The sequence below is a fragment of the Phormidesmis priestleyi BC1401 genome, from assembly GCF_001650195.1.
GTDB classification, from domain to species: domain Bacteria; phylum Cyanobacteriota; class Cyanobacteriia; order Leptolyngbyales; family Leptolyngbyaceae; genus Phormidesmis_A; species Phormidesmis_A priestleyi_B.
The window spans coordinates 72198-95474 of record NZ_LXYR01000011.1 but is presented as its reverse complement, the minus strand read 5'-3'; the positions used below and the strand labels follow the sequence as shown (position 1 = coordinate 95474).

General features: G+C 48.1%; 30 protein-coding genes and 1 tRNA gene. 17 read left to right on the top strand and 14 right to left on the bottom strand.

Going from position 1 to position 23277, the window contains the following annotated elements:
* Positions 1–241 precede the first annotated feature (241 nt).
* The gene (locus tag A8707_RS08590) at positions 242–589 is read left to right on the top strand and encodes a hypothetical protein (protein WP_068816396.1); all 348 of its coding nucleotides are present in this window, start codon (positions 242–244) and stop codon (positions 587–589) included.
* On the opposite strand, the gene A8707_RS08585 is transcribed toward A8707_RS08590, so the two are convergent.
* The 3 genes from A8707_RS08585 to A8707_RS08575 all read right to left on the bottom strand — a co-directional run bounded on the left by A8707_RS08585 (position 542) and on the right by A8707_RS08575 (position 3117).
* Positions 542–2134, bottom strand: a complete 1593-nt coding sequence (locus A8707_RS08585; RefSeq protein ID WP_068816395.1) for a glycoside hydrolase family 3 protein — start codon at positions 2132–2134, stop codon at positions 542–544. The two genes, A8707_RS08590 and A8707_RS08585, sit on opposite strands and share 48 nt — an antisense overlap.
* A gap of 259 nt (positions 2135–2393) precedes the next feature.
* Positions 2394–2807, bottom strand: coding sequence for a 30S ribosome-binding factor RbfA (gene rbfA, locus A8707_RS08580; RefSeq protein WP_068816394.1), 414 nt, complete (start codon positions 2805–2807; stop codon positions 2394–2396).
* A 112-nt stretch (positions 2808–2919) separates the two neighbouring features.
* Positions 2920–3117, bottom strand: a complete 198-nt coding sequence (locus A8707_RS08575) for a DUF751 family protein (protein ID WP_068816393.1) — start codon at positions 3115–3117, stop codon at positions 2920–2922.
* 36 nt (positions 3118–3153) lie between these two features.
* On the opposite strand from A8707_RS08575, the gene A8707_RS08570 reads away from it, so the two are divergent.
* On the top strand, positions 3154–4005 hold the full coding sequence (locus tag A8707_RS08570; protein WP_068816392.1) for a DNA adenine methylase: 852 nt from the start codon (positions 3154–3156) through the stop codon (positions 4003–4005).
* 25 nt (positions 4006–4030) lie between these two features.
* On the opposite strand, the gene A8707_RS08565 is transcribed toward A8707_RS08570, so the two are convergent.
* Positions 4031–4690 carry a class I SAM-dependent methyltransferase gene (locus A8707_RS08565; protein ID WP_068816391.1) on the bottom strand — a complete coding sequence of 220 codons (660 nt, stop codon included), beginning with the start codon at positions 4688–4690 and terminating at the stop codon, positions 4031–4033.
* Positions 4691–4701: 11 nt separating this feature from the next.
* On the bottom strand, positions 4702–5625 hold the full coding sequence (locus A8707_RS08560) for a metallophosphoesterase (RefSeq protein WP_068816390.1): 924 nt from the start codon (positions 5623–5625) through the stop codon (positions 4702–4704).
* Between the two features lie 125 nt (positions 5626–5750).
* Here A8707_RS08560 and A8707_RS08555 point away from each other — a divergent pair, with 125 nt between their 5' ends.
* Both A8707_RS08555 and A8707_RS08550 read left to right on the top strand, forming a co-directional pair.
* A complete protein-coding gene (locus A8707_RS08555; protein WP_068816389.1) occupies positions 5751–6773 on the top strand; it encodes a hypothetical protein in 1023 nt (340 codons plus the stop codon).
* A gap of 102 nt (positions 6774–6875) precedes the next feature.
* Positions 6876–6948, top strand: a tRNA-Arg gene (locus A8707_RS08550).
* A gap of 166 nt (positions 6949–7114) precedes the next feature.
* On the opposite strand, the gene A8707_RS08545 is transcribed toward A8707_RS08550, so the two are convergent.
* Both A8707_RS08545 and A8707_RS08540 read right to left on the bottom strand, forming a co-directional pair.
* Positions 7115–7435: a PIN domain-containing protein gene (locus tag A8707_RS08545; protein ID WP_068816388.1), complete on the bottom strand. Its 321-nt coding sequence runs from the start codon at positions 7433–7435 to the stop codon at positions 7115–7117.
* Positions 7432–7686, bottom strand: a complete 255-nt coding sequence (locus A8707_RS08540; protein ID WP_068816387.1) for a hypothetical protein — start codon at positions 7684–7686, stop codon at positions 7432–7434. Before A8707_RS08540 ends, A8707_RS08545 begins: the two co-directional genes overlap by 4 nt.
* Positions 7687–7725: 39 nt before the next feature.
* Between A8707_RS08540 and A8707_RS08535 the strand changes: the two genes are divergently transcribed.
* Positions 7726–8286 carry a Uma2 family endonuclease gene (locus A8707_RS08535; RefSeq protein WP_068816386.1) on the top strand — a complete coding sequence of 187 codons (561 nt, stop codon included), beginning with the start codon at positions 7726–7728 and terminating at the stop codon, positions 8284–8286.
* Positions 8287–8382: 96 nt separating this feature from the next.
* Here A8707_RS08535 and A8707_RS08530 read toward each other — a convergent pair whose 3' ends face one another.
* The gene (locus A8707_RS08530; RefSeq protein ID WP_156518443.1) at positions 8383–8559 is read right to left on the bottom strand and encodes a hypothetical protein; all 177 of its coding nucleotides are present in this window, start codon (positions 8557–8559) and stop codon (positions 8383–8385) included.
* 314 nt (positions 8560–8873) lie between these two features.
* Between A8707_RS08530 and A8707_RS08525 the strand changes: the two genes are divergently transcribed.
* The 5 genes from A8707_RS08525 (at position 8874) to A8707_RS08505 (ending at position 13936) form a co-directional block, all read left to right on the top strand.
* A complete protein-coding gene (locus A8707_RS08525) occupies positions 8874–9236 on the top strand; it encodes a hypothetical protein (protein ID WP_068816384.1) in 363 nt (120 codons plus the stop codon).
* Between the two features lie 729 nt (positions 9237–9965).
* Positions 9966–10619, top strand: a complete 654-nt coding sequence (locus A8707_RS08520; protein WP_068816383.1) for a HEAT repeat domain-containing protein — start codon at positions 9966–9968, stop codon at positions 10617–10619.
* A gap of 79 nt (positions 10620–10698) precedes the next feature.
* The gene (locus A8707_RS08515) at positions 10699–12609 is read left to right on the top strand and encodes a lipoxygenase family protein (RefSeq protein ID WP_068816382.1); all 1911 of its coding nucleotides are present in this window, start codon (positions 10699–10701) and stop codon (positions 12607–12609) included.
* An 86-nt stretch (positions 12610–12695) separates the two neighbouring features.
* Complete coding sequence (gene cynS / locus A8707_RS08510; RefSeq protein ID WP_068816381.1) at positions 12696–13133, top strand: cyanase; 438 nt, start codon at positions 12696–12698, stop codon at positions 13131–13133.
* A 53-nt stretch (positions 13134–13186) separates the two neighbouring features.
* On the top strand, positions 13187–13936 hold the full coding sequence (locus A8707_RS08505; RefSeq protein ID WP_197484692.1) for a cation diffusion facilitator family transporter: 750 nt from the start codon (positions 13187–13189) through the stop codon (positions 13934–13936).
* 2 nt (positions 13937–13938) lie between these two features.
* Here the strand turns inward: A8707_RS08505 and A8707_RS08500 are convergent, their stop codons facing one another.
* The 3 genes from A8707_RS08500 to A8707_RS08490 all read right to left on the bottom strand — a co-directional run bounded on the left by A8707_RS08500 (position 13939) and on the right by A8707_RS08490 (position 16117).
* Positions 13939–14580 (bottom strand): HEAT repeat domain-containing protein, encoded by a 642-nt coding sequence (locus tag A8707_RS08500; RefSeq protein ID WP_082906286.1) that lies wholly within the window; start codon positions 14578–14580, stop codon positions 13939–13941.
* A gap of 133 nt (positions 14581–14713) precedes the next feature.
* Positions 14714–15193: a GNAT family N-acetyltransferase gene (locus A8707_RS08495; protein ID WP_068816380.1), complete on the bottom strand. Its 480-nt coding sequence runs from the start codon at positions 15191–15193 to the stop codon at positions 14714–14716.
* A gap of 108 nt (positions 15194–15301) precedes the next feature.
* A complete protein-coding gene (locus tag A8707_RS08490) occupies positions 15302–16117 on the bottom strand; it encodes a HEAT repeat domain-containing protein (protein WP_068816379.1) in 816 nt (271 codons plus the stop codon).
* Positions 16118–16353: 236 nt separating this feature from the next.
* Here A8707_RS08490 and A8707_RS08485 point away from each other — a divergent pair, with 236 nt between their 5' ends.
* From A8707_RS08485 to A8707_RS08475, 4 genes are all read left to right on the top strand, one after another.
* Positions 16354–16899 carry a DoxX family protein gene (locus A8707_RS08485; RefSeq protein WP_068816378.1) on the top strand — a complete coding sequence of 182 codons (546 nt, stop codon included), beginning with the start codon at positions 16354–16356 and terminating at the stop codon, positions 16897–16899.
* Between the two features lie 192 nt (positions 16900–17091).
* The gene (locus A8707_RS27990) at positions 17092–17238 is read left to right on the top strand and encodes a hypothetical protein (protein WP_156518442.1); all 147 of its coding nucleotides are present in this window, start codon (positions 17092–17094) and stop codon (positions 17236–17238) included.
* 126 nt (positions 17239–17364) lie between these two features.
* Entirely contained in the window at positions 17365–18225 is an 861-nt protein-coding gene (locus A8707_RS08480; protein ID WP_068816377.1) for an acyl-CoA desaturase, read from the top strand.
* On the top strand, positions 18212–19018 hold the full coding sequence (locus A8707_RS08475; protein ID WP_068816376.1) for a DUF362 domain-containing protein: 807 nt from the start codon (positions 18212–18214) through the stop codon (positions 19016–19018). Before A8707_RS08480 ends, A8707_RS08475 begins: the two co-directional genes overlap by 14 nt.
* Here A8707_RS08475 and A8707_RS08470 read toward each other — a convergent pair.
* Complete coding sequence (locus tag A8707_RS08470; RefSeq protein ID WP_068816375.1) at positions 18998–19981, bottom strand: nucleoside hydrolase; 984 nt, start codon at positions 19979–19981, stop codon at positions 18998–19000. The genes A8707_RS08475 and A8707_RS08470 overlap by 21 nt on opposite strands.
* 136 nt (positions 19982–20117) lie before the next feature.
* On the opposite strand from A8707_RS08470, the gene A8707_RS29595 reads away from it, so the two are divergent.
* Positions 20118–20339 (top strand): hypothetical protein, encoded by a 222-nt coding sequence (locus A8707_RS29595; RefSeq protein WP_068816374.1) that lies wholly within the window; start codon positions 20118–20120, stop codon positions 20337–20339.
* Positions 20336–20686: a hypothetical protein gene (locus A8707_RS08460; protein WP_068816373.1), complete on the top strand. Its 351-nt coding sequence runs from the start codon at positions 20336–20338 to the stop codon at positions 20684–20686. The genes A8707_RS29595 and A8707_RS08460 overlap by 4 nt, the downstream gene beginning before the upstream one ends.
* 98 nt (positions 20687–20784) lie before the next feature.
* On the opposite strand, the gene psbM is transcribed toward A8707_RS08460, so the two are convergent.
* On the bottom strand, positions 20785–20895 hold the full coding sequence (gene psbM, locus A8707_RS08455; protein ID WP_068816372.1) for a photosystem II reaction center protein PsbM: 111 nt from the start codon (positions 20893–20895) through the stop codon (positions 20785–20787).
* A 50-nt stretch (positions 20896–20945) separates the two neighbouring features.
* Positions 20946–21341, bottom strand: a complete 396-nt coding sequence (locus tag A8707_RS08450; protein ID WP_082906285.1) for a 2Fe-2S iron-sulfur cluster-binding protein — start codon at positions 21339–21341, stop codon at positions 20946–20948.
* 366 nt (positions 21342–21707) lie between these two features.
* On the opposite strand from A8707_RS08450, the gene psbB reads away from it, so the two are divergent.
* A complete protein-coding gene (gene psbB / locus A8707_RS08445; RefSeq protein ID WP_068816371.1) occupies positions 21708–23240 on the top strand; it encodes a photosystem II chlorophyll-binding protein CP47 in 1533 nt (510 codons plus the stop codon).
* The last annotated feature ends 37 nt before the right edge of the window (positions 23241–23277 follow it).

Genomic DNA, 23277 nt, shown 5'->3' with positions numbered 1-23277 from the left:
AGAAAATCAATATTTTATGCTGACGGGAATAAAACGAAGCTTGTCGTTATGGACGAAAAATTTGTGAGAATTCTCACATTAGAACTTACGCACGATCGTCTGGCGTTGCTGAATGCAGATATGAAGTGCCCTCCTCACGAAGTGGGGCGAAGCTCTCCCCAACCCTTCTCCCTAAGGAGAGGGGAGTCAGAACTCTTGTCCCCTCTCCTTTTGGGAGAGGGCTAGGGTGAGGGTAAAATCTGTGCCTCATAAATCGATTCAGCAACGCCTCAATTTTCATCAGCTTTCGGTTAAGAAAAAACGTCTTCAATGTGAGCTAGACACGATCGAGCCGCGTCGCGAGCGCATTCAAAAGCGGTTGACATTTTTAGAGAGTCAGGTTGTTGAACTTCAAAAAACCCCACAGCCCACAGAAGAGGCTAGATCGCCCGTGCGATCGAGTGTCTCGACAGCCGCTCCTGATAAAGCTGCTTTCAAGACGATGTTTCTCGAATATCAATTTGACCTGAAACCCAAGAACTTTAGAGGCGCGATCGTGCCTCTATTTTTTTTGAGCAAACAAAGCGGCGATCGCAATTTCTTGAGCTAACTGCATTTGTCCATAGCTAAAAACGTAGGGCACTTCTGACGGCAACAAAGGCAGAAATTGCTCCAACACATAAGGGCTACCGTAAATAATTAACGCTTGTAGTTGCTGGGATTTTAGCAGGAACTCAAACCAATTTTGGGCAGTTTCCGTCAAGCCTGCGCTGCCTCTAAACGGGTTGCCTCGAATAAATAATTGCAGAAGAGTGGGATAAGAACTTGTGAGATTTGAGTCGAGTGAGAGAGTCGGCGTGTAGCGGTCAATCACCTCAACGTGAGTAAACCCAAACTGACTCGGAGCGGCGATCGCGGGTGCAGTTCGTCCTAAAAAGTCACAGTCAATGCCATCGTCAATCAAAATCAGATTTCGTCCCGTATCAGGCAGGCGGTCTAACCGCGAAGGCGTAGGATGATGCACTCGCATTGAGGCTTGCAATATTTCTGTGTTGGTCGCGATCGCGCTGGGTTCTGCCAGTTGAGACATCAGCGATGGGGTTTCTGAAGGTGAACAGACTTTGAGTTTGGCGCGCCAAATCCGTTCGACTGATGCCCGAATTCGTTCAGGTGCAATCCGGTTTGCGGTGACGGCTGCACAAACTGCGTGAATTGCCTTCTCTGCATCAAGGGGCATTAACAAGACATCGGCTCCGGCTTCGACTGCCAAAACTGCCGACTCTTCAACACCGTAACGGTTGGCGATCGCGCCCATTACTAACGCATCGGTAACGATCAAGCCTTGAAAGTTCAATCGTTGTCGCAACTCTTCAGTCAAGACTTTGGGCGACAAGGTTGCAGGATAGCGATCGTCCAACGCAGGAATTTGAAGATGAGCGCTCATCACCGCATCGACTCCGGCTTGAATCGCCGCTTGAAATGGGGGAAGCTCAACTCGTTCGAGTCGTGCCCGATCATGCGACAAAACAGGCAGTTCCAAATGAGAATCGATCGCCGTATCGCCGTGACCTGGAAAATGTTTTGCAGTCGTTAAAACGCGGTAAGACTGTGCGCCTCGAATGAAGGCGGTTGCTAATTTGCTGACGATTTCTGTTGTTTCACCAAACGCCCGCACGTTGATTACCGGATTATCGGGGTTGTTGTTGACATCGACGATCGGAGCCAGCACCCAATTGATGCCGATCGCTACCGCTTCTTGAGCAGTCACGGCTCCCATTTTTTCTGCGTAATCACAGGCGACGGAGAGATTGGTTTGGGCGATCGCATTCAGCGCCATCGGCGGCGGAAACCACGTTGCGCCTGAAAATCGTTGCCCAACGCCTTCTTCAATATCGGCTGAGATCAGAAGCGGAATCTTTGCCTGGTCTTGAAGTTGCTGAGTCCGCAGCGCAATCTCTCCAGCACTTCCACCTAACAAAATCACGCCGCCAACTCCTAAATCTTCGAACAGATAGCGGAGAGTTGCAGCGTTTGCCTCCCAGCTCGGATATTGAATCTGATGGTCAAACAGATAGCCAGAAGTGCGAACGGTGACCATTTGAGCGACTTGCTGGGTCAGAGTCAGTGAGTCGATATCAGGCAAGAAAGACTGCATATAGGAATGGGTGCGCGATCGTCACTCACTATAGGATCGTGGATTAAATAACCTGTCAATCTTGTCATCAAATCTCTTGATTCGTCATGGCTGAGATCTTCGCCCCCAAAATGGAGGATTTAGGGGGCACAAGACGACTCAAACGGAGCCATCAATGAACTTATACATACTCTAGTTGAGGACAAGAAGGTGCACCTTGATAAATCCACGTTCCTATAGCGGTTCTCACCTGTCTAAATCACATTTCTACGGCTATGGTCTATTCCTCAGATGAAACCGATTCTTCAGTCGAAGCGGATTCATCACTGGGATCTTCATCCTTGCGTTCTCGACTTAGACGACTAATCAAATTCAAAATGTTGTCGCCGCGTTCTAGACCGCGATCTTCAACAAAAATGATCTCAGGCGTGCGACGCAGCCGAACTCGACGACCCAACTCGCCCCGAACAAACCCAGTCGCAGATTTTAACCCCGCCATTGTCTCAGCTTTCGCTTCGTCTGAGCCATAAATACTCACAAAGATTTTGGCGTGCTGTAAGTCACCAGACACATCGACATCCGTGACGCTCACCATTCCACCAATGCGATCGTCTTTGATGCCGCTCAACAACATCTGGCTAATTTCGCGTTTAATTTGCTCTGCAACACGAGCCATGCGCCGATCGGTAGCCATTATTTCTCGTCCTTTCTCTGCAACCAAGACTCTTATACTAGCACCGTGGATTTCGTAGACATCAAGCCAAAGGAAGAGGGATCAGATGTGAACTCTATCCCTCTTCTTGGTCTTAGCCTAACGCCAGCATTGCCTTGAGCGTAAAGCTGAGACAGGCAAAGGCAGCTACAAAAAGACCGACGAGCGCGATCGCCGTCACAGGTTTCTTAAACAGAGGGGCAAAGGGCGCAAACGCATTGAAAATTACGCCCAAGATCACGCTGATTAAAAAACGAGGATATTTAGAAACAGTACTCCAAAGGTCTTGCATGGTTTCAATTCGCGGATTCCCTTTTATGATAATTGAATGATCACACAAATTCGTGCCCCAATTTGCCCTCGTCCTTTTCTTAAATGGGCAGGTGGAAAAAACAAACTCATTCAACAATATCTTCCTTATTTTCCAGAAGGTTATCGTCGTTATCACGAACCATTTTTAGGAGGAGGGGCAATTTTTTTCTACTTGCAGCCTTCGCAATCGTTTCTTACCGATATCAACATTGAGCTTGTCAACGTCTATCGGTGTGTGCAAGAACAGGTCGAGGAACTAATCGTTCTTCTTGAAGAACACGCTGCTTTGCACGGTCAAGAACACTTTTATGCGGTGCGATCGCAGCTTACAACGTCTGATGATTGGTTCCTTGATGGCAACAATTTAAAGCGGGCAGCGCGATTTATTTATCTCAACAAAACCTGTTTTAACGGTCTTTATCGAGAGAATTCTAAGGGGCAGTTTAACGTTCCGATCGGAAGCTACGAAAAACCCCTAATCTGTGATCCTGATGCGATTCGAGATGCGTCTTCTGCGCTGCAATCAGCTCAGATCGATCGAAGTTCGTTTGATATTGTGTTAGACCACGCCAAAGATTCGGACGATTTTGTTTACTTCGATCCGCCTTATTATCCCCTTAGCGCAACGAGCAAGTTTACGAACTATAGCCGCTATTCGTTTAACGAGTCTGATCAGATTCGACTTAAAGAGACGTTTGTTGAGTTGAGCAACCGAGGCGTAAAGGTGATGCTTTCTAACTCTGATTGCCCCTTTATTCGAGACTTATTTAAAGATTTTAAGATTCACACTATCTATGCTGCACGCAACATCAACTGCAACACTGAGAAGCGCGGCAAAATCACAGAAGTGTTAGTGACCTCTTATTAAAGCTGCGATCGCACATCTGATTCGGTTACGAACGCCGATAAGTCACGCGAAATCGTCGTGCAGAAGTGCCTGTCTCAAAATAATCCTCAAACTCTACCTCGTCTAAGCCGTTAGCTTGAAATGCGTTTAACTCCTCACGAGTCAACGGAAATGGCACCGTTTCGGCAAGTTCATTTGCGCTGCGTCCTCGACAGATGATCAAGAGAGAACCGTTAGTTTTAACGAGCGCGGCAACTTTGGGAACGGCTCGATCTCGCACCTCTTTCGGCATGGCTTGCAGCGTGTAAGACTCCAATACAAAATCAAACCCGCCCTGCCAAGTCATCGGAGTCTCAAATAAATCGGCGACCTGATAGCTCACCGTTGAGTCAGGAAAGCGAGTTTGACACCACGCGATCGCCGTTGGAGAAATATCAAACGCTGTGACCTCAAACCCCAATTGCGCCAGCGCTTCGGCATCATCTCCCAACCCACAGCCGACGACGATCGCGCGGTTGCCCTCACCTCTTATCCGCTCTCGCTCTAGCCACTCTGCAAGATTGAGATTCACCGTCATATCTGCCCAGGGAACCGCTTTTTCGTCTCCGTTGGCATCGTCATAAAGCCGCTCAAACCAGCCGAACGGATCGCCCTTGTCGATAAATTCTTTGGCAAGCTGCTTGGTTTTATTTCTAATGGGTTCCACGATGCAACTCTCTAAACGGATTTAATGGGAACGATACCCCGATCGAACACCTGACTATCGGTTCCGATGCCCTGAATCTCTAAGCGATCGTCATAGACCTCAACTCCTGAGAAGCCAAATCGCGAGACCGAGTGTTCTGTCCAGGGCGATCGACCGACCGGACGCAAATGGGCACCGCCGATGCCCGTGATCAGATAAGTTGTGCCATCAATGGGACGAGTGCGCTCATAGTTATGCTCGTGACCATTGATATAAAGCTGAACGCCATGCTTTTTAAACAGTGGCGTTAGCATCGAAACCATTTCTGGACTGGTGCCATATTGCCCAGACGAATAGATTGGATGGTGCCCATACACGATTTTCCAGGGTGCGGTGCTGCGGCTCAACTCTTGCTCTAACCAGGCGAGTTGCCCCTTCCAATCGGCATTGGTGTTGGTGTCTAAAACGAAGAACTGCGCCGACTTTTCGCGGTAGGTATAGCGCCGCCCATCCATGTGGTATCCGGCATAGCGCAGTTGCAGCTCGCCGTTTTGATTGCGGATGTCATGGTTGCCGAGACAGGCGTGAAACTTGACTCCCTGTTTAAGCAATGTGGCATAAGGCTGTTCAAACACGGCTCCAATCTTTTCCATCTCGCCATTGGTGTAGATGTTGTCTCCTGCCAGCACCGCCAGCGAATAGGGATTTTGCTGATAGTAGCGAGTCATCGCGTCTGAAACCGCGTTCTGATTGCGATCGCCCGCTCCCACATCTGCCACTGCCACAAATCGCAGCACTAACTCTTTGTTTGTTGGGGGCACGATCGCAGTCGAAGCAACCGCATTGAGTGGATAGGGTGCCGATTGAGATGATTCCATCAAGGTCTTCGCCAAGACGCTCAACCCTAAACCACTCACTCCACCTAAGATCAAAAACTTGCGGCGTTTTAAGCTCATAATTCTAATTTGCGTGAGGAACGAAAGAGAGGGCTAACGTGAAATGGTAAATTGATGCTCGTAGGGTGGCACCCGTAGACGTAACTACGCTGATGTTTGTTTGTGCCGCCGCCAAGGAGATTTGTATGCCGCAAAACGAACCCAACCCGTCAGACGCTTTTGAGGAAACCCCGCCTCGACCCAGTGTGGCACAGCCTCCCACCTCTGAGCAAACGGGCATTCAAATTCTTCCTCTGCTGAGAGGGGTAAGCATTCGAGCGTTGAGAACCACCGTTCGAGGACTTGAAGGTGCCATTAACAAGCTAGAAGCCGACACCTCAACGGGGGCAACGCTGCCCATCTCACCCAAACTGCAAACTCAGATGCGATCGGGCTGGAATCGCGTTGTGCCGTTTTTCAAAAATCTTTGGCAGCGATTTGTGCCGCTTTGGGCGAAACTTGTAACCCAAATTCGGACTCGACTCCCAGAAAATCTGAGCCAGACTCTTAACGATCGCGCTCTTTCTAGCATTGTGGCAAGCGTTCTGATCGTTTTGTTTTGGACAACCTCTAGTTTATTTTCGTCTAAACCTCCTACCAAAGTTGCCGTCGCTCCAGTGCCGACTGAAAGAACGGCTTCTAAAAAAGTTACGCCCGTTTCTAAACCAATCCAACCCGAATTTGGTAGCCCTGCTCCGATCGCCGTTCCAACCGATTTGACCGCTCCCGAACCAGAAAAACCTGCCGTCAGCCCTGAGCCGATCGCAGAAGAACCTTCTGAACCTGTAGTCGTAGAACCTGCTCCCGAAGCTGCACTTCCCGAACCGGAGAAACCTGCGGCTCCGATCGTCCCTTTGACTCCAGAACAAACGTTAATTGCCTCGATTCAAGATCAGGTCGTGACCATCACTGATCCTTATTTAAGTGGGTTAATTGAGTCGATTAAGCCTAGCTTTGGCAAAAGCCGTTTGAGCGTTTTAGTCAACGATGGCTGGTATGGGCTGAATCGATCGCAGCAAGATAAACTCGGCGATGAACTATTGAAGCGATCGCAGGAACTCGATTTCAGCAACTTAGAAATCACCGATGCCAAAGGAACGGTATTGGCGCGTAGCCCAGTGGTTGGCTCGACAATGGTAGTTTTGAAGCGCAAGGCAGACGTTGCTTAAAACTTTGAGTGTAGCGAATCGGTTTGCCTCGCAGACTGAGAGAGAGCTTCTAGGCCATTGACAGCTTCCCTTGTTTTCGGTGCTATAATTTCACAGTGACGAGGGTATGTAGCTCAGTGGATAGAGCATCAGGTTCCGGTCCTGAGGGTCGGGGGTTCGAGTCCCTCCATGCTCGTAAATATTAAAGCCTTGAGGAATGTCGATTTCTTAAGGCTTTTTCTGTTGGGTGAAACAAGTCTTGATCATCAAGTCATTTAGATCTATTAACCCAGCAACGATTGATCGGTCATTGCAGAACTCTTTCGCCCCCAAAATGGGGGATTTAGGGGGCATAAGCCGACTCAAACGAAGTCAGAAAGCCGAGGTGCAATCTCATGTTCTGAGCTTCCAACCAGATCTCCCCACAGCAGCATCGTTTCTGCATCAAGATTTTGAATTCTACCTGCAAAACGATTTGAAAGATCTTGGTGCAGCCAATGGATAAGTGTTGATTTGCGCTGAGATTCTGGCAGTTTACGAATGCCTTTCGCGATTTCACCAATGGTAATAACTGCTAGATAGAGCGTTTCTGAAGGCTGGGCATTAACCCAATCGAGAACAGATTGATTAGGCTGTTTTGCAATTAATTCTGAAACAATGCAGGTGTCGATCAGATATTTCACAGGATGACTCGATCGGGAATAGAACTCTGATCACGGGTGAGATCAATCTGATCAGCAACTTCGCAAAGTGGTGAGTTGCGGAAGAATTCTACCAAGGAGTTTGACTCCGCCTTTTGCATAGGTAAAGTAGGAGGGGTTGATGAATCGATCGTGGGTTCTGTAGTCAAACTTTGAGTGAGAAGCTGAATCAATCGGCACTTTTCAGCAGGATCAAGGCTAAGGAGTTGTTGTTCTAATTCCTGGATAGTCATTATCGATCGCGGCTATCGGCTTTTGTCTAGTCTATCTGATTGGCAAATAACCTAATTCCAAAATCGATTGTGCCGAACGGTGGCACAACGTCGATCGAGCCTGCAAGCGAATATATTGATGGACGGAGCGTTCAAAAACCAATGCCACAAGGGGAGCATAGTGTAATTCGGGGAGAACTTGTACCTGCTATCAATGTAATCGTGAAGCCTCAGCGCATTGCTCGTGCGTTTCCTGAGCTTCGCTGTACGTTTGGTGGGCAATCGATCGTGCCGGATGTTTCTGTATTTGTGTGGAGTCGGATTCCTCGAAAGGAAAATGGTGGGGTGGCTAACGTTTTCTCGATCGCGCCAGATTGGACGGTTGAAATTCTTTCGCCTGACCAAAGCCAAACGAAAGTCACTAAAAACATTTTGCACTGCTTGAAGCACGGAACGCAGATGGGCTGGTTGATTGACCCGTCTGAGCAATGTGTGTTTGTTTATTTGCCCGATCGACCCACAGCATTTTACGATGAGCCGGATGCACGGTTGCCAGTGCCAGAGTTTGCAAGAGAATTTAATCTTACGGTTGAAGGTTTATTTGCTTGGTTGCTTGAGTAAGTGAAAACTTGACGATTATCTATTAAGTAGGTAGGCGCAATTATTTGTAGGACGGGTTAGCATAACCCATCTGGGCGTTGAGTTTTGTGTCTCAACTCAGCCTACAGCTACGTTGGATTTAATTCTACTCACTTGCTCACCTGCTGCTTGTTTTAGCTGAATAAATACGTTACTTATGTTGAGGGAATAATCTCGCTTTATTCCAAAGTTACCTGTGTCGAATCGCTCTAGCGCACCGCCGATCGAGCCACCCCCCGCAACGTCGATCGCCAACCGCAACACCAAAAATTCTTGTAAAACATTCCCGTACTTGATTTTGCATAAGCATTACTTAATTAAAAAATCCCGTACTTGATTTTGCATAAGCGTTGCTTAATTAAAAAATCCCGTACTTGATTGCGGATATTTTTCTAACTTTCAGCATCCGTTTTTTCATGAAAATTAAAAATTTTGGTGATTTCAGCAAAATTACTAAGATTTTTAGCCTTTTAGATCAATAAATCCGTAATTCAACAGACTCTGGGTTGCTGAAGCGGATAGATCGATGGGAACTCTGAGAAAGCAAACCCCTATTTATGGAGGTCACTATGCCTCGTGTTAAGCGAAGCTCAACCATTGTCGAGAAAGCGGGACAGCGGCTTGCTAGCCTACAAGCGATTGATCCTAATCTCGATCTCAATAAAGGACTCACCATTCAAGCCTTTTCAGACTCGATCGAGACTGCCCGCCGCCGAGTTGCTGCTTACAACACTACGCTGTCTCACCTTGATGCCGATCGAGCCGCAATGGTCGAAGCCGAAAAAGCTGTTAGCGCATTTGCAGAAAAAATGCTGATTGGCGTTGCGTTTGAGTATGGCAAAGACAGCCGCGAATATGAAATGGCGGGCGGCACTCGCAAAAGCCAACGCAAACGCCCTGCCAGAAAAGTGAGTGAGCCAGCGCCTGTCTAAGACACGGCAACGATTCGCGATCGACAGACCTCGCTTCGCAAAGTCCTTACTTAACATGAATCACTCTCATCCTCGATTTCCCTCTTGGGAACGTGGATTTATTAAGGTGCCACTTCTCGTCCTTAACTAGAGTGTAGATAAGTTCGTTGATGGCTCCGTTTGAGTTGGCTGGTGTCCCCTAACTCCCCCAATCTGGGGCAGGGCTAGTTTATTGAGGAGAGAAAAAACAGACGGGAATTCTGGCTCAAAATCTCCCATTCATAGGGGATTTAGGGGGCGAATATCTCAGCCATGACGAATCAAGAGATTTGATGACAAGATTGACAGGTTATTTAATCCACGATCCTTAAAGGAGATCAGAGCTAAAGATCTTGTTCCCTCTCCTGCGGGAGAGGGCTAGGGTGAGGGCGAATTCATTGATTCATGCCCAGGTTTAGCAACACCAAAAGTTCATCATTTTGGCTTGATAACCTCTTCAGCAAGTTAGATGCCCAACACAGTTTGATTAAGCTGCAATAGTAGGGTGAGCTAAATCAATACTTCGGACAAAATTTGAGCAGGTTTCAGACCTCAAACCCTGATTCAGCCGTAGGCTTGATCTTTTTTTCAAAGTCAGAGGTGGAGCTAACTTTGAAAAAATAGCTCAGTCCTGAAGCCATAAGCCCTGAAAGCCTTTTGAAACCGTTCAAAAAAATGTCCGGAGTATTGCTAAATAGAACTAACAAAAAAATGACTATTGCATTAAGCATTTTGGCACTGTTTGCGATCGTAACCGCGATCGGAGCCGCCTCTCGTGTGCAGAGACAAATAGCACACCCTCAACCTAGTCGTTCGTCTTTGCAAGAGCCTAGTTTGTCAGCAACGTCTAAAACTCAGTTAGAGCCTGACCGCGACGTAGATCGAGCGATCGACGATTCTCCTAAATCTCAGCCATCTCCTGCTGATCAATGGGGAAATCTTGAGAGGTTACAGTCTAATATTTCGCTTGCCGGATCGCTTTCTGTCTCAGAAGTAATTCACCCCAGTGAAGTTGAGCCGTCAATCTTTGTGAAGACTGCCCATGAGTCGGCGATCGCGGGGCTAAGTTCTCACGATCAAACCACGCAATCTAATAGTCTGCTTCAAGAAGTCGCTGAGTTAGCACCCGGCGGACACAAAACTCAAATTTCTCATCTTGCCCACTATCTAAATCACGCTGACTCAGTGATGCGAGCCGCCGCAGCCTTTGCCCTTGGCGACCTTGCCCCACACTGTCACGGAGAGGATCTCGAAAAAATCTTTTCTATTCTCCAGCAATTTAGTCAAGATGCAAATCCACAGGTGAGATTGCAAGCAGTCACCGCACTAGCAAATCTGAAACCCTCTGACTTATTCTCTGAATAGCTGCACTCAAAAATTCTATTGAATTATGAGCTGAGAATTGCTATACGATCGGGCTGTCGCATATTTACGGGAGCCAGCAATGTCTCAGCGTTCACTTCAGCAACAGCAGGGTCATTATCGCTATGACCCGACTCAACTCAGTCAGGCTGCCCCGGCGCGAATCTTTCCTCACGCTGGAGAGGATGGTGCATTACGATATGTTCTGACTGAGCTACGACACAATTTATTAAAGCAAGGGCAACTGTCTCCGCCGCTCACTTGGGCATTAGAACAGATTGAGTCGAGCGACCATCAGTTGACTGAAACTTGGCTAAAGTTAACGACGCTGTTGGTCGATTTTAAGATTTTTCAGTCCGATTTGTTTAACTTTAATCTGCCGCCAGATGAGCAATTTAACGCGGAGTTTGTGCAGTTGCGGCGACAGATGGGGGAAGCGCTAAACGCCGCAGACAAAAAAGTGAAGACCCTGAATCTCGGTGAAGTTGCTCAGGTTCAACGCCTCCAGTTTTATCAGACCCTAGAAGAACATGGACGATCGCGCCCTAAAATTATTAAAATTCACGAGCGAGATGGCGGACTGAGCGATCGTGAATTTGCCCGTCAGCGTCTCTCAGGACCGAATCCGACTTCGATCAAAAGAGTTTGCGATCGAGAAAATTTATCAGATTGGCAAAGCGATCGAGTGTGTGCGCTTTCAAATGGTGAGACGATTGGTTTAGACACTGCCGCCGATCAAAATCGCCTGTTTTTATTAGACTATCCCTTCTTAAAATTCTCACCCGTTGAGTTGCAAACTGGGCGCTATGTAGGCAGCCCGAAAACGCTATTTTATCGAAGCGAACAGGGATTAGAACCGCTTTTGATTCAATTAGAATTGGGTGGAAAAATCCACGCGCCGACCAGCGATGCCGATGATTGGATGCGATCGAAACTGTTTGTTCAAGTTGCAGATATCACCCAACATGAGTTGTTAACCCACTTGTGTTACACCCATCTCTCAATGGAGGCATTTGCGATCTCCACTCCGCGCAGGTTGCCCGCCAATCACCCCGTTTATCGATTACTCAAACCGCACTTTAGATTTTTGCTTGCCATTAACACGCGCGGCAATGCCATTTTGCTTGGAGAAGGGGCGGCGATCGATAGTCTCATGGCTCCCACGCGTGAAGCGTCGATCGCGGTGATGAATCGGGCATATCGCGATCGCTCGTTTGAGTCTTATGCGCTGCCCACCGATCTCAAGCATCGAGGCGTAGAATCTGAATTTTTGTCAGACTATCCCTATCGAGACGATGCTCAACTGCTGTGGGATGCTATTCATCGCTATGTCACTGCTTATTTGCAGCGCTATTATCTCGATGATTTAACCGTTCAGCAAGACACAAACTTACAATCGTGGGCGGCAGAACTCGGCGCGCCATTAAATACCCGATCGCAAACTGAATTTGCCCAAGCTCCTGACTGGGTTTCTCCCGAAATTGCCGCCGAGGTAGGCTTATCGATCGCGGATCTGCCCAATTATCCGCGTGTTCCAGGGTTTCCTTCCCATCGAAATCCGGGGACGATCGTGACTCTTCAACAGTTAATCGATGCGGCAACGCAAATCATTTTTACGTGCAGTGCTCAACACGCAGCAGTGAATTTTAGCCAATTCGACTATTTTGGCTATCCTCCCAATGCGCCCCTGGCTGCTTACACAAAGCCTGATGCTTCTGCATCGCTGGATGAAATGCTGCCAAAACCCGCTCAAGATCTTGCCCAAATCGAGTTAACCTTCGCCCTCAGCGGCATTCTTTGGAGTCGTTTAGGAAGTGACGACGTGATTCAATTTGTAGATCAGGGTGATCGAGCAGTTTTGCATCAGTTTCAAGCCGACCTTCGCACCATTGAAACTGAGATTCAAACTCGCAATCGAATGCGCGATCGCGACACCGGAATCGATTATCCCTACCTTTTGCCTTCTCAAATTCCTAACAGTATCAACATTTAGCGATTCGGCTTGTATTTGTAGCATCGATTACAAACACAACCCATCAGTCTTGCTAGGAGTGGTATCAAACGTATCGAAACTATCTCATGATCTCAGATGTTACCGAGAAACTTTTGACCGCTAAAAAGGCAAAAGGATTGAGTTTTGCTGATTTAGAAACGACGATCGAACGCGATGAAGTGTGGATCGCCGCTTTGTTTTATCAGCAAGCCAGTGCCTCTGATGACGAAGCCACCAAATTACTAAACGCTTTAGGACTCAGCCTCGATCTTGTTCCCGCTTTAACCGCATTTCCCGTGAAAGGATTGGGTCCGATCGTGCCCACTGATCCCTTAATTTATCGCTTCTATGAGATCATTCAAGTCTACGGGATGCCAATGAAAGAAATTATTCATGAGAAGTTTGGCGATGGCATTATGAGCGCGATCGACTTCACTCTAGATATTGACAAAATAGAAGACCCCAAGGGCGATCGCGTCAAAGTCACGATGAATGGAAAATTCTTAGCTTACAAAAAGTGGTAGGCACGGAGGCAGTCAAACGGGAAACCAAACGAGGATAGTTCAAGTCGAGTAGGATGGGTAGAGCACCTGCGAAACCCATCAAAACCTACACTCGATCGAGCGACCCACTGACCCGATTTCCTCAATTCACTATGCACTCAACAAACTGTGATTGCCATGACATCGATTCTAAAACAAAGCAAAAGCAATTATTGATCGCACTCTTATTAGTGGGCGGTTTTGCGATCGTAGAATTAACCGTAGGGTTAAGCATTCACAGTTTGGCACTGCTTGCAGAATCAGGACATCTTGTATCTGACTGTCTAGCGTTGCTGTTAGCATTATTAGCCACTCGCATTTCTCAATCACCACCAGCGTGGGGGTGGCTAGGAGTAAACCAAGTGGCGATCCAAGAAAACCACTCGATCGAAACGTGGGCAGCTTTGATTAACGGATTGGGATTAGTCGCCGTAGCCCTCGTGATTGGCTGGGAAGCCGTGAGTCGATTTCAAATTGATGCCGTTGAGATCGCCAGCAAACCGATGTTAATCACCGCGATCGTCGGGTTAGTGATCAATGGCATCAACATTTCTCTGCTGCATCAGGGAAGTGATCATGACCTCAATTTGAGAGGCGCTTTTCTGCACGTCGTGGCAGATGCCTTGGGCGCGATCGGGGTGATTGTCGCAGCAATTGCGATCGCGGTTTGGCACTGGTCTTGGGCAGATGGTGCCATTAGTTTAGTGATTTCAGCCCTAATTATTGTGGCGGCGATTCCGTTAATCCGTCAAAGCTGGAGAACATTGCAGACGATCGCGACGTGACATCAAACCCTAGCGTTTTGGATCTGCTGTTGAGCCAATCGAACACGGGCACGAATCGTTAAACTTTCATCGGTTTCAGCCAACTCATCGAGCCTGGTCTGAATTTGAGCCAGCCAATCGGGTCGAGATTTTGACCCCTCGATCGCAAGAGACTGCAAACTCAAAATAGCTGCATAGCGCACAATCCACTCGTGATCTTGAGAGACGTGCAGCAAAGCTTCGAGCGCTTGAAGTTGAGCAGATTGAATCCGATCGTCCTCTAATTTCTGCCAGTGAATGCTGCCTAACCCTTTGGTTGCTGCCCGTCGCACGCTCATCGCAAAATCGTTTTGTGCCGCATGAAGCAAAATCGTCAAACCACGCGGATCACCAATGCCAGCCAGCGCTCGAACTGCCCAAGCTCTCGCCCCATAGTTATAGCCATCTAACTGCTCTAAAAGCGGCAGCACCGACGGCTCCCCAAGACGAATCAGCCCATCGACTGCCGCAACAGCTGCTCCCGGATTGTTGTAGCCAAGGGCAGCAATCAAGCTAGGAATCGCGGCTTGAGTATGGGCGATCGCCAACGCTTGCACCGCTTCTAGGAGATGAGTTGAAGAATCTGCTTCATCAACTGCACGAATCAGAGTTTGAATATCAGTCACAGGATTTTGGAGAAGAGTGAACAAGCTTCAATTCCTATTCTAAAGCTGATCGATCCACCCTTATATCAAGATGAGCAGCGACAGATAATTGCGACCTTACCAAAATCTCGCAACTGTCTCCTTCATCGCCTCGTTATGCAGCCATCCACGGAACCCACCTCAAAAAACATCGATTACCATGCTGCTCTATAACGTCTGCACCCAGCCGATCGTAAAAACTAAGCCCACGAGTATTTCGAGCATCAGCATTCCAAGCAAGATGGCTACAGTCATTTTCCTTAGCAATATGGGCGAGGCGATCCATTAGGGCGGCTCCTGCACCTTGACTTCTCATCTCTTGATCCACGTACAGATCATCAAGCCAGATGCTAGGTTGACCTGCAAATGATGAATACCTGAATCCATATAATGCAAAACCAACCTCATACCCTAAGATCTCCGCGAACAAAACGTAAGCAAAGGGAATAGTTCTGAAAATTGTTTTGTAGATCTTGTCCTCGGATATTTGCAACGCACCAGAGAATGCGCCAATGTCTCTATCAAATTCTGATTTCTTCTGAATGAACGAGAAAATCAGCGACACATCAGTAGGAGTAGCAGATCTGACTTTCATTGACTTACGATCGCTTGAGGATTTCCTTGAGTTTCTAAAGTGTGCGTGAAACCACCGCAAACTCCTTTATCTCTGTGTAGAACACATTCTTCTCTAGCGCAAACATTATTAAAGCAGCGAGTCCATTAAATTCATAATCTTGATGGCTCCGTCAGAAAGACTAGGCAGAGGGATGTCACAAAACTGGTGTTCTAACAACCCTTTGAGCGCAATCAACTTCAGACTATTTTCAGCTAGTGTTTGCGCGATCGCGTCAGCGGCAGGAAGATAGCCGATCGCGCCCAAATCAGCCAGAGCTGATCGCCGCAGTTGCAAATCTTTACCCTTCAGCGCTTTGACCAGCCGATCGCCATATCGACTATCCGCTGTAAGTTGATAAAGCGCACGGGCTGCTGAATATTGCACTCGATCGACCGGATGGTTTAAAAAAGATTTGGCTAAGGGAATAGCTTCAACGGCTCCCAGCGTTCCTAATGCCTCTAAGATCGCATCGTAGGGTTGAGGAAAATCGAGCCGAACGGGTGACGGCTCTGTCCCAGGAATCTCATTCTTGAGTAGCTGAATTAAAACAGGAATGCATCTGCGATCGTCCAACATCTCTAGCGCTTGTGCGGCAGCTTCTCGCACGTAAAAATCCGAACATGAGAGACTCTCGATCAGAGCTGGAACAGCACGACGATCGCCCAGCTTTCCCAACGCTCTCGCTGCATTTCGCCGCAGTGGATAGCCACCCGCTGGGGTGCGATCAGCTTCATCTTCGAGAGCGTGAATCAATCGTTCTACGACTCCGGGCTGATTGACGCGAAACTTTCCTAACCACCAGGCAGCATAGACGCGCAAACCCAAATCAGGCGACTGCAAGGTTTCGATCGCTTGGGACGGAGTTAGTTGTTCACCGTTAAAGCTGTCAGAGACATCAGACATGGGATCTGTGAAAAAAGAGAACTTGATGTTTAGTTTATCTGAGATCTTACACCTGATTAAAACCCCTTATTCAGGGCGAGTTGTCGGGCTGACTGAGAATGCTGCAAGACCTCAGTTAACGCTCGATCGTTGCCCCCATATCGGCAACAAACCGCAGTATTTATGCACACATATCATTAATATATGTTAAGATTATGAATATAAATCAATAATCCCTTCTGTAACAGGCATCCATCATGTCGATTACTGCTCTCTTAACCAAAATTCTCAAGCCCAGCGTCAGCACTGGCTTTTGGACTCAGACTACTTGGGCTATCTTGCGAACCGTTGCGGGCATCATGATGATCCACAATGGGCTAGACAAGCTCGGAGATATCGAAAGCTTCTCTCACGCTTATGTTGAGGTGATTGGCTTACCCTTTCCGATCGTATTTAGCTACCTGGCAGCGTTTACCGAGCTACTAGGTGCGCCCCTTCTGGCAATTGGGCTATTGACTCGTCCAGCAGCGCTAGGGCTATTTAGCACCATGTGCGTTGCGATTTACCATCACCTTCTCGTCGCCGGGCTAAATCTTCCTTATTTAGAACTGTCTGCGGTTTATGCGGCTTGCTTCCTGCTCTTTGCAGTAAATGGGGCGGGTTTATTCTCGACCGATGCGCTGATTGTCAATTGGCTTGATGTTAACGCATTGTCTCTGCAAGCGAAGCAAGTGATGGGTCTAGAAAAGGTTTATCAAGCTTCAAATTCTCAAAAAGAACCTGCTACTTCTGCTGCTGAGTAGTCGCTTTGACTCTCAATAATTGAGTTGCAGGTTCTAGAAATCAGTGAACGTGTGAGCAAGCCCCGGAAGGAATTCTGGGGCTTTTTTTAAACTCATGATCTAACTTGCGGATGAATGCTGAATCTCTCTTTTGGGCGTAGCATCTCCGTAGAATCTCCGATAAAGTTTTGCTTTACTTAACGGAGTAATCTCATGCTAGTGGCAAAATTCCTATCTAGTTATTATGCAAGCGCTTATATCAAAGCATTCCAACTGATGACAACTGCGCGTCTAGACTTGCTTGAACCGATCGAGTATTCAGACGATCGTGCTCATTCTATAGACGCAGATAAAGACTAGATGTTAGGTAAAATGCAAGTGGCACTTGCAGCCCACGCTCGAACTTGATAGCATATAAACAATCAGGGCTTGCGTGGATTACACCGCAACGCTCTGTGAGCTAAAAATCGAGTCTCTAGAACTTTAATGACCTCAAAATCTCTGGAGACTGTTCTTCCTAAGAGCAGTGAGCCACTTGCGATTGATTGGACGACGGTAGCTTTTTTGACGGCAATGCACGGGCTAGCGCTTCTAGCTCCCTGGTTTTTCTCCTGGTCTGCTTTGGGTATAGCTTTATTTCTCCACTGGTTGTTTGGCGGAATCGGCATTTGCTTAGGATATCATCGCCTCTTGAGCCATCGCAGTTTTCAAGTTCCTAAGTGGTTAGAGTATACGATCGCGACGTTGGGTGCGCTTTCCATTCAGGGCAGTCCTCTTTCTTGGGTCGGCGGACATCGTCAGCATCACGCTCACACCGAGGATGTTGATAAAGACCCCTATTCAGCAAGGCGTGGATTTTGGTGGAGTCATATGCTGTGGCTGCTCTATCGTCGCCCTGAATTCTTCGATCGCGAAATCTATTCCAAAAATGCTCCTGATCTGGCGCGCCAACCGTTTTATCGCTGGCTCGATCGCTACTTTTTAGTGTTGCAGATTCCGCTGGCGATTTTGTTATATGGTTTGGGCGGATGGTCGTTTGTGCTATATGGAATTGTGGTGCGATCGGTCTTGCTGTGGCATTCGACTTGGCTAGTCAATTCGGCGGCTCACGCGTGGGGCTATCGCACGTTTGAATCCGATGATGGTGCTCGCAACCTCTGGTGGGTGTCGCTTTTAACCTACGGCGAAGGCTGGCACAACAATCATCATGCTTATCCTCATGTGGCAAAGTCTGGCTGGCGCTGGTGGGAAATTGATACAACCTGGTGGGCGATTCAAGTGCTCAAGAGTTTGGGGTTAGCAAAGAAAATCGTCATGTCTCCAGCAAATTTAAATGTTGAGCGATAAAACGGTTCAGACCGCTCTCGCGCAATCATTTATCTATCAGCCTCCGATGTCTGCTCATAACGCTAAACGTATTCTCGTTAAACCCAATTTGGGCTACCCAGTTGCGGCTCCGGTTACGGTGAGCATGAAGATTTTGGGTCAAGTTTTAACGGCGCTGCGGCAGGCAAGTCCGAGTGCTGAAATCTTGATTGTGGAGGGAGTTTGCTCTCCGGTGAGTTTGGCGGATATCGCAGGACGAAATGGGCTGTATCCTCTGCTAGATGAGGGGATGCAGCTTGTGGATGCCGATACTCTTCCGCTTTTGGAATACCCAAATCTTTCTTCAGTTCCAGTGCGCTTTCAGACGATGTGGGCACCTGCTCTGCTTCAAGAAGTCGATTGTCGGATCACAGTCGGGACGCTGAAGCGAACGATTCTAAAGGATGAACCGCTGATTTCTGCATCTCTAAAGAATCTCTATGGGCTATTTCCACGATCGAAGTATAAAGCCCGTAGCCCAAATTCTCGCGGACAACTGCATCGCCCGTCGGTGCCTCAAGTGTTGCAAGATGTCTACTTTTGCATCGGACATCTGTTTGATGGGGCAGTAGTGGATGCCGATCGCCGACTGATTAGCCGCGACTGGAAGCCCGATAAAGGAGACACGATCGAGTTCGGCAAAGTGTTTTTTGGTGACGATCCAATCTCGGTCGATCGCGCTGCCTGTCAAGCAGCAGGAGAGGCAATTCCTCACTATTTGGACGTGATTGATCAGATTCGATCTCGTCAATCATCATCTGATCAGCGTTTTTAAATCTTCGACAAAACTGGTAAAGAATCCTACCCGATCGACGTGCAGAGCAACCCAGGCGTTCGCAGGTCGCTTGACTCGCTTTCGACGATCAATCAGAGCTTGCCCGCGAGTCCATTCACCTTGGGTTTCAACGTGGACATTAGCTCTGCAAAACGTCAGAGTTTCGGGGTAGAAGAGATACCCGATCGTGGCAGCATCGTGAACCAAAAACCCCTCGATTCCTTCGGTTTCTCGGTAGGTGAGAGCAGTCTGAATCATAAACCCGCAGAGGTTTTGCATGAACTTAGCAACCTCGCCGTCTGAGTTGGTCTGGACGATCGTGTCCGCCATCTCTCTTGTAAAAATCAGATGTCTCGTCACATCTAATGGCATCACTACCAGATCATCTCGGCTGTCAAAAACAGTCTTTGCGGCGGCTGAATTGAACCAAATATTGAATTCTGCATGAGGCGTGACGTTGCCGGGGCAAAGAAATGCGCCTCCCATCACTACAATTTGCTTTGCTTTTTTGAGAATGCCGGGACTCTTCTCTTCTGCGGCTGCCAAATTAGTTAAGGGAGCGATCGCGACCAGAATAATCTCTCCGGGCATCGCATTGAGTTTATCGATAATAATGTCGTCAGAATATCGAGCCGTTTCATAATCATCTAGAGGCTTCGGCAGCGTGGTCGATAAGTTGCCCATTCCATCACTGCCGTGAATGTGTGCCGCATCCTCAGCAGGGTCTCCTTTGATTAAGACTCCTCGCCCAATCTCAACGTCAGGCAATCCTCCTAGTTTGAGAATTTGACTGGCACTCGCAAACGTCTTTTTAGCAGACACGTTGCCTTCGGCAGTCGTTATAGCAACGAGTTCTAAATGCCCCTGCTTGACCAGACTTTGCAACCAAAAAAACGCGAAAATATCATCACCGCCCGGATCGGTGTCGAGAATGATTTTTGAAATGCCAAACAAATCAGACATAGTTGAGTGGGTGGAATCAAATGTAAGATAGACGTAGGTCGGGTTGAAGCATAAAACCCAGTGTCCGTATGGGTTACACTGTCGCTAACCCATTTTACAAGCAAGGGTGCTTCTCTATTTAGCTGACTGGTCATTTATGGCGAAGAGCCGACTCCTCTATGGGTCTCACACCCTATACCCTTCTGAAAAAGCTCTTCAGAGTCCGGTCACGTCTCAAGTAAGTAATGAAACAGGCGGAGTGCAGACCCCAAATTTAGCTGAAGCTATAGCGAAATGCCAACGCCTGATTAAGCTGTTAAGAGCGGGTATGTTTAACTATGCAGACGGTGTGGAATTTCGAGGGGTAGGACTGGGATGAGTAGGGATGTGAACGTTGAGTCAGAATTGCCTGATTTTGAGAAAATTGTAAGCTCGATTCAGAAGCTAGCCGAAGCGTCAAAGGGTGACAGTATAAAGCTTCTTGCCTTGCTCAGGCTTCTAGAAGGATTGCATCGAGACATATGTGAAGGTCTATTTCAGGAGTCATTGCCAGACAATCGACAAGCGCTTTATGCACTCTTGAGAGACATTGAAGCTGAAGGTGGCTGGCCCTACATTCGACGACTGGGGCTGCAATCTCTCATAGTCAATTTGCATTCAGAGCCTTCTAGTGAAGACCCTGAATCCATTACTTCTAAAACAAAATCTGAGACTGAAGCTTCATAATTCGTAATATCTAGCGGCTTTTCTCGTAAAGCAAAGAGGGTACGGAGCGATCGTTCCATACCCTCTTCAAAATAAACTTAACCAGTGGAGATTTGCTGTTATTTGTCTGACTGACGGCTGGCGGTTTGAATATAGAGAATCAGCAAGAACACACTGGGAACTAGCACAAACAAAAGGCTTGCAATAAACCCTAAATCATTAACTTGCATAAAGCCCAGCCCCTATCTAAAATCTCGGCATCGACCCCTTTAGAATACCACTAAGGCTTGGTTTTGACGCTGACTGACCCGTGGACTAATGCTTGGCAAGCCAGTCGATAGGCAGCAGGTTTCTTTTTGAGTTTGCGGGTCTCAAAATCGGTGCGGGGCGAGAGATTATCCATGCCATCTACGATCTCTACAATGCAAGTGCCGCACTGACCATAGCCTCCACAGTTCATCATTTTTCCGCCGAAGGTGTAGATGTCAACCCCGTTCTCGATCGCTTTGATTCTCAGATTTGCTCCGTCAGCCACGATCGCTTCTTTCCCTTCTTTAACAAACGTAATGCTGGCGGATCGAAACAGTGGCTTTGTGGGGTCGCTCACGGTCTCTGGCTTGACTGCGGCTGTTTCATCGGTGCCGATCAATTGAATATCGGTGTCTGCTGGCTGCATGACTTTTACCTCTTAACGGGATTTTTTGTTGACTAGATTGGACTGAAAAACTATCTATTTAACTTGTAACTTAGTTTGTCAATCAATTAAGAATTATTAACGGCTTGGCGATCGATATTTGTCCTTTTCTCACGTATCTACAAATTACTTGCAATAGGCTCTAACACTGGTTACACTTCTTTATACACCTTCATTTTTACAGTAGCGCATCAAACCATCCACGCTCTTCTTTTGAGGGGTCGCGGAGCGCGATCGCAAAGTGAGAAGTCGCCTCTAAATCTGGTAGATTTACAAGTACATGGCACTTTAACAAAATGCTGAAACGAGCGTTGCAGTAGACATAATTTATAGGAGGAGCGTAGTCACATGGGACTACCCTGGTATAGAGTCCATACCGTCTTGGTGAACGATCCAGGTCGGTTAATCGCAACCCACCTAATGCACACTGCCTTAGTGGCAGGTTGGGCGGGTTCAATGGCGCTGTATGAACTAGCGATCTTTGACCCCAGCGATCCAGTCTTAAATCCGATGTGGCGGCAAGGGATGTTTGTGCTGCCGTTCATGACCCGCTTGGGCGTGTCTTCTTCGTGGGCGGGTTGGAGCATCACGGGTGAATCCGGGCTTGATCCTGGTTTCTGGTCATTTGAAGGAGTAGCGATCGCCCACATTGTGCTGTCTGGTCTGCTGTTTTTAGCCGCTTGCTGGCACTGGGTTTATTGGGATTTAGAGCTGTTTAGAGATCCTCGCACGGGCGAACCTGCTCTAGACTTGCCGAAAATGTTCGGGATTCACTTGTTCTTATCTGGCTTACTTTGCTTTGGCTTTGGTGCCTTTCACTTAACCGGGCTGTTTGGTCCTGGAATGTGGGTGTCTGATGCCTATGGAATTACGGGCAGCGTTCAGCCCGTTGCGCCAGAATGGGGTCCGGCAGGATTCAACCCCTTTAATCCGGGTGGAATTGTCGCTCACCACATTGCGGCGGGCATCGTCGGCATTATTGCAGGTCTGTTTCACTTGAGTGTTCGTCCTCCTGAGCGACTTTATAAGGCGCTGCGGATGGGCAACATTGAGACCGTGCTGGCAAGCAGTATTGCGGCAGTGTTTTTTGCAGCGTTTATCGTCGCCGGAACGATGTGGTATGGAAATGCGACAACTCCGATCGAGCTATTTGGTCCGACTCGCTATCAGTGGGATGCGGGCTACTTTAAGCAGGAGATCAATCGGCGCGTTCAGACTAGCATTGCCAATGGCACCAGCCCTGAAGCGGCATGGGGAGAGATTCCTGAGAAGCTGGCGTTCTATGATTATGTCGGCAACAGCCCTGCGAAGGGCGGTTTGTTCCGCACAGGTCAGATGGACAAAGGCGATGGAATTGCCCAAGCTTGGTTAGGGCATCCCGTGTTTAAAGACAGTGACGGTAGAGAACTCTCCGTTCGTCGTTTGCCAAACTTCTTCGAGAACTTCCCGGTCGTGTTGACGGATGCTGATGGTGTCGTTCGCGCCGACATTCCGTTTAGAAAGGCTGAGTCGAGATACAGCTTTGAACAAGCAGGTGTCACGGCAACCTTCTATGGCGGAGTGTTGGGCGGTCAAACCATTTCTGACCCTGCTCAAGTCAAGCGCTATGCGCGTGCGGCTCAATTGGGTGAACCGTTTGAGTTCGATCGGGCAACGCTCAACTCTGATGGGGTGTTCCGCACCAGTCCAAGAGGTTGGTTCACATTTGGTCATGCAGTCTTTGCTCTGCTGTTCTTCTTTGGGCACATCTGGCACGGCTCTCGCACCATCTTCCGAGATGTGTTTGCAGGGGTTGACCCAGATCTGGCAGAAGAGCAGGTTGAGTGGGGCTACTTCCAGAAGTTGGGTGACAAGAGCACCCGCAGACAAACTCAGGTTTAAGGTGGGTTGGCTTGGGTTCAGCCGCTTCTGTTTTGAG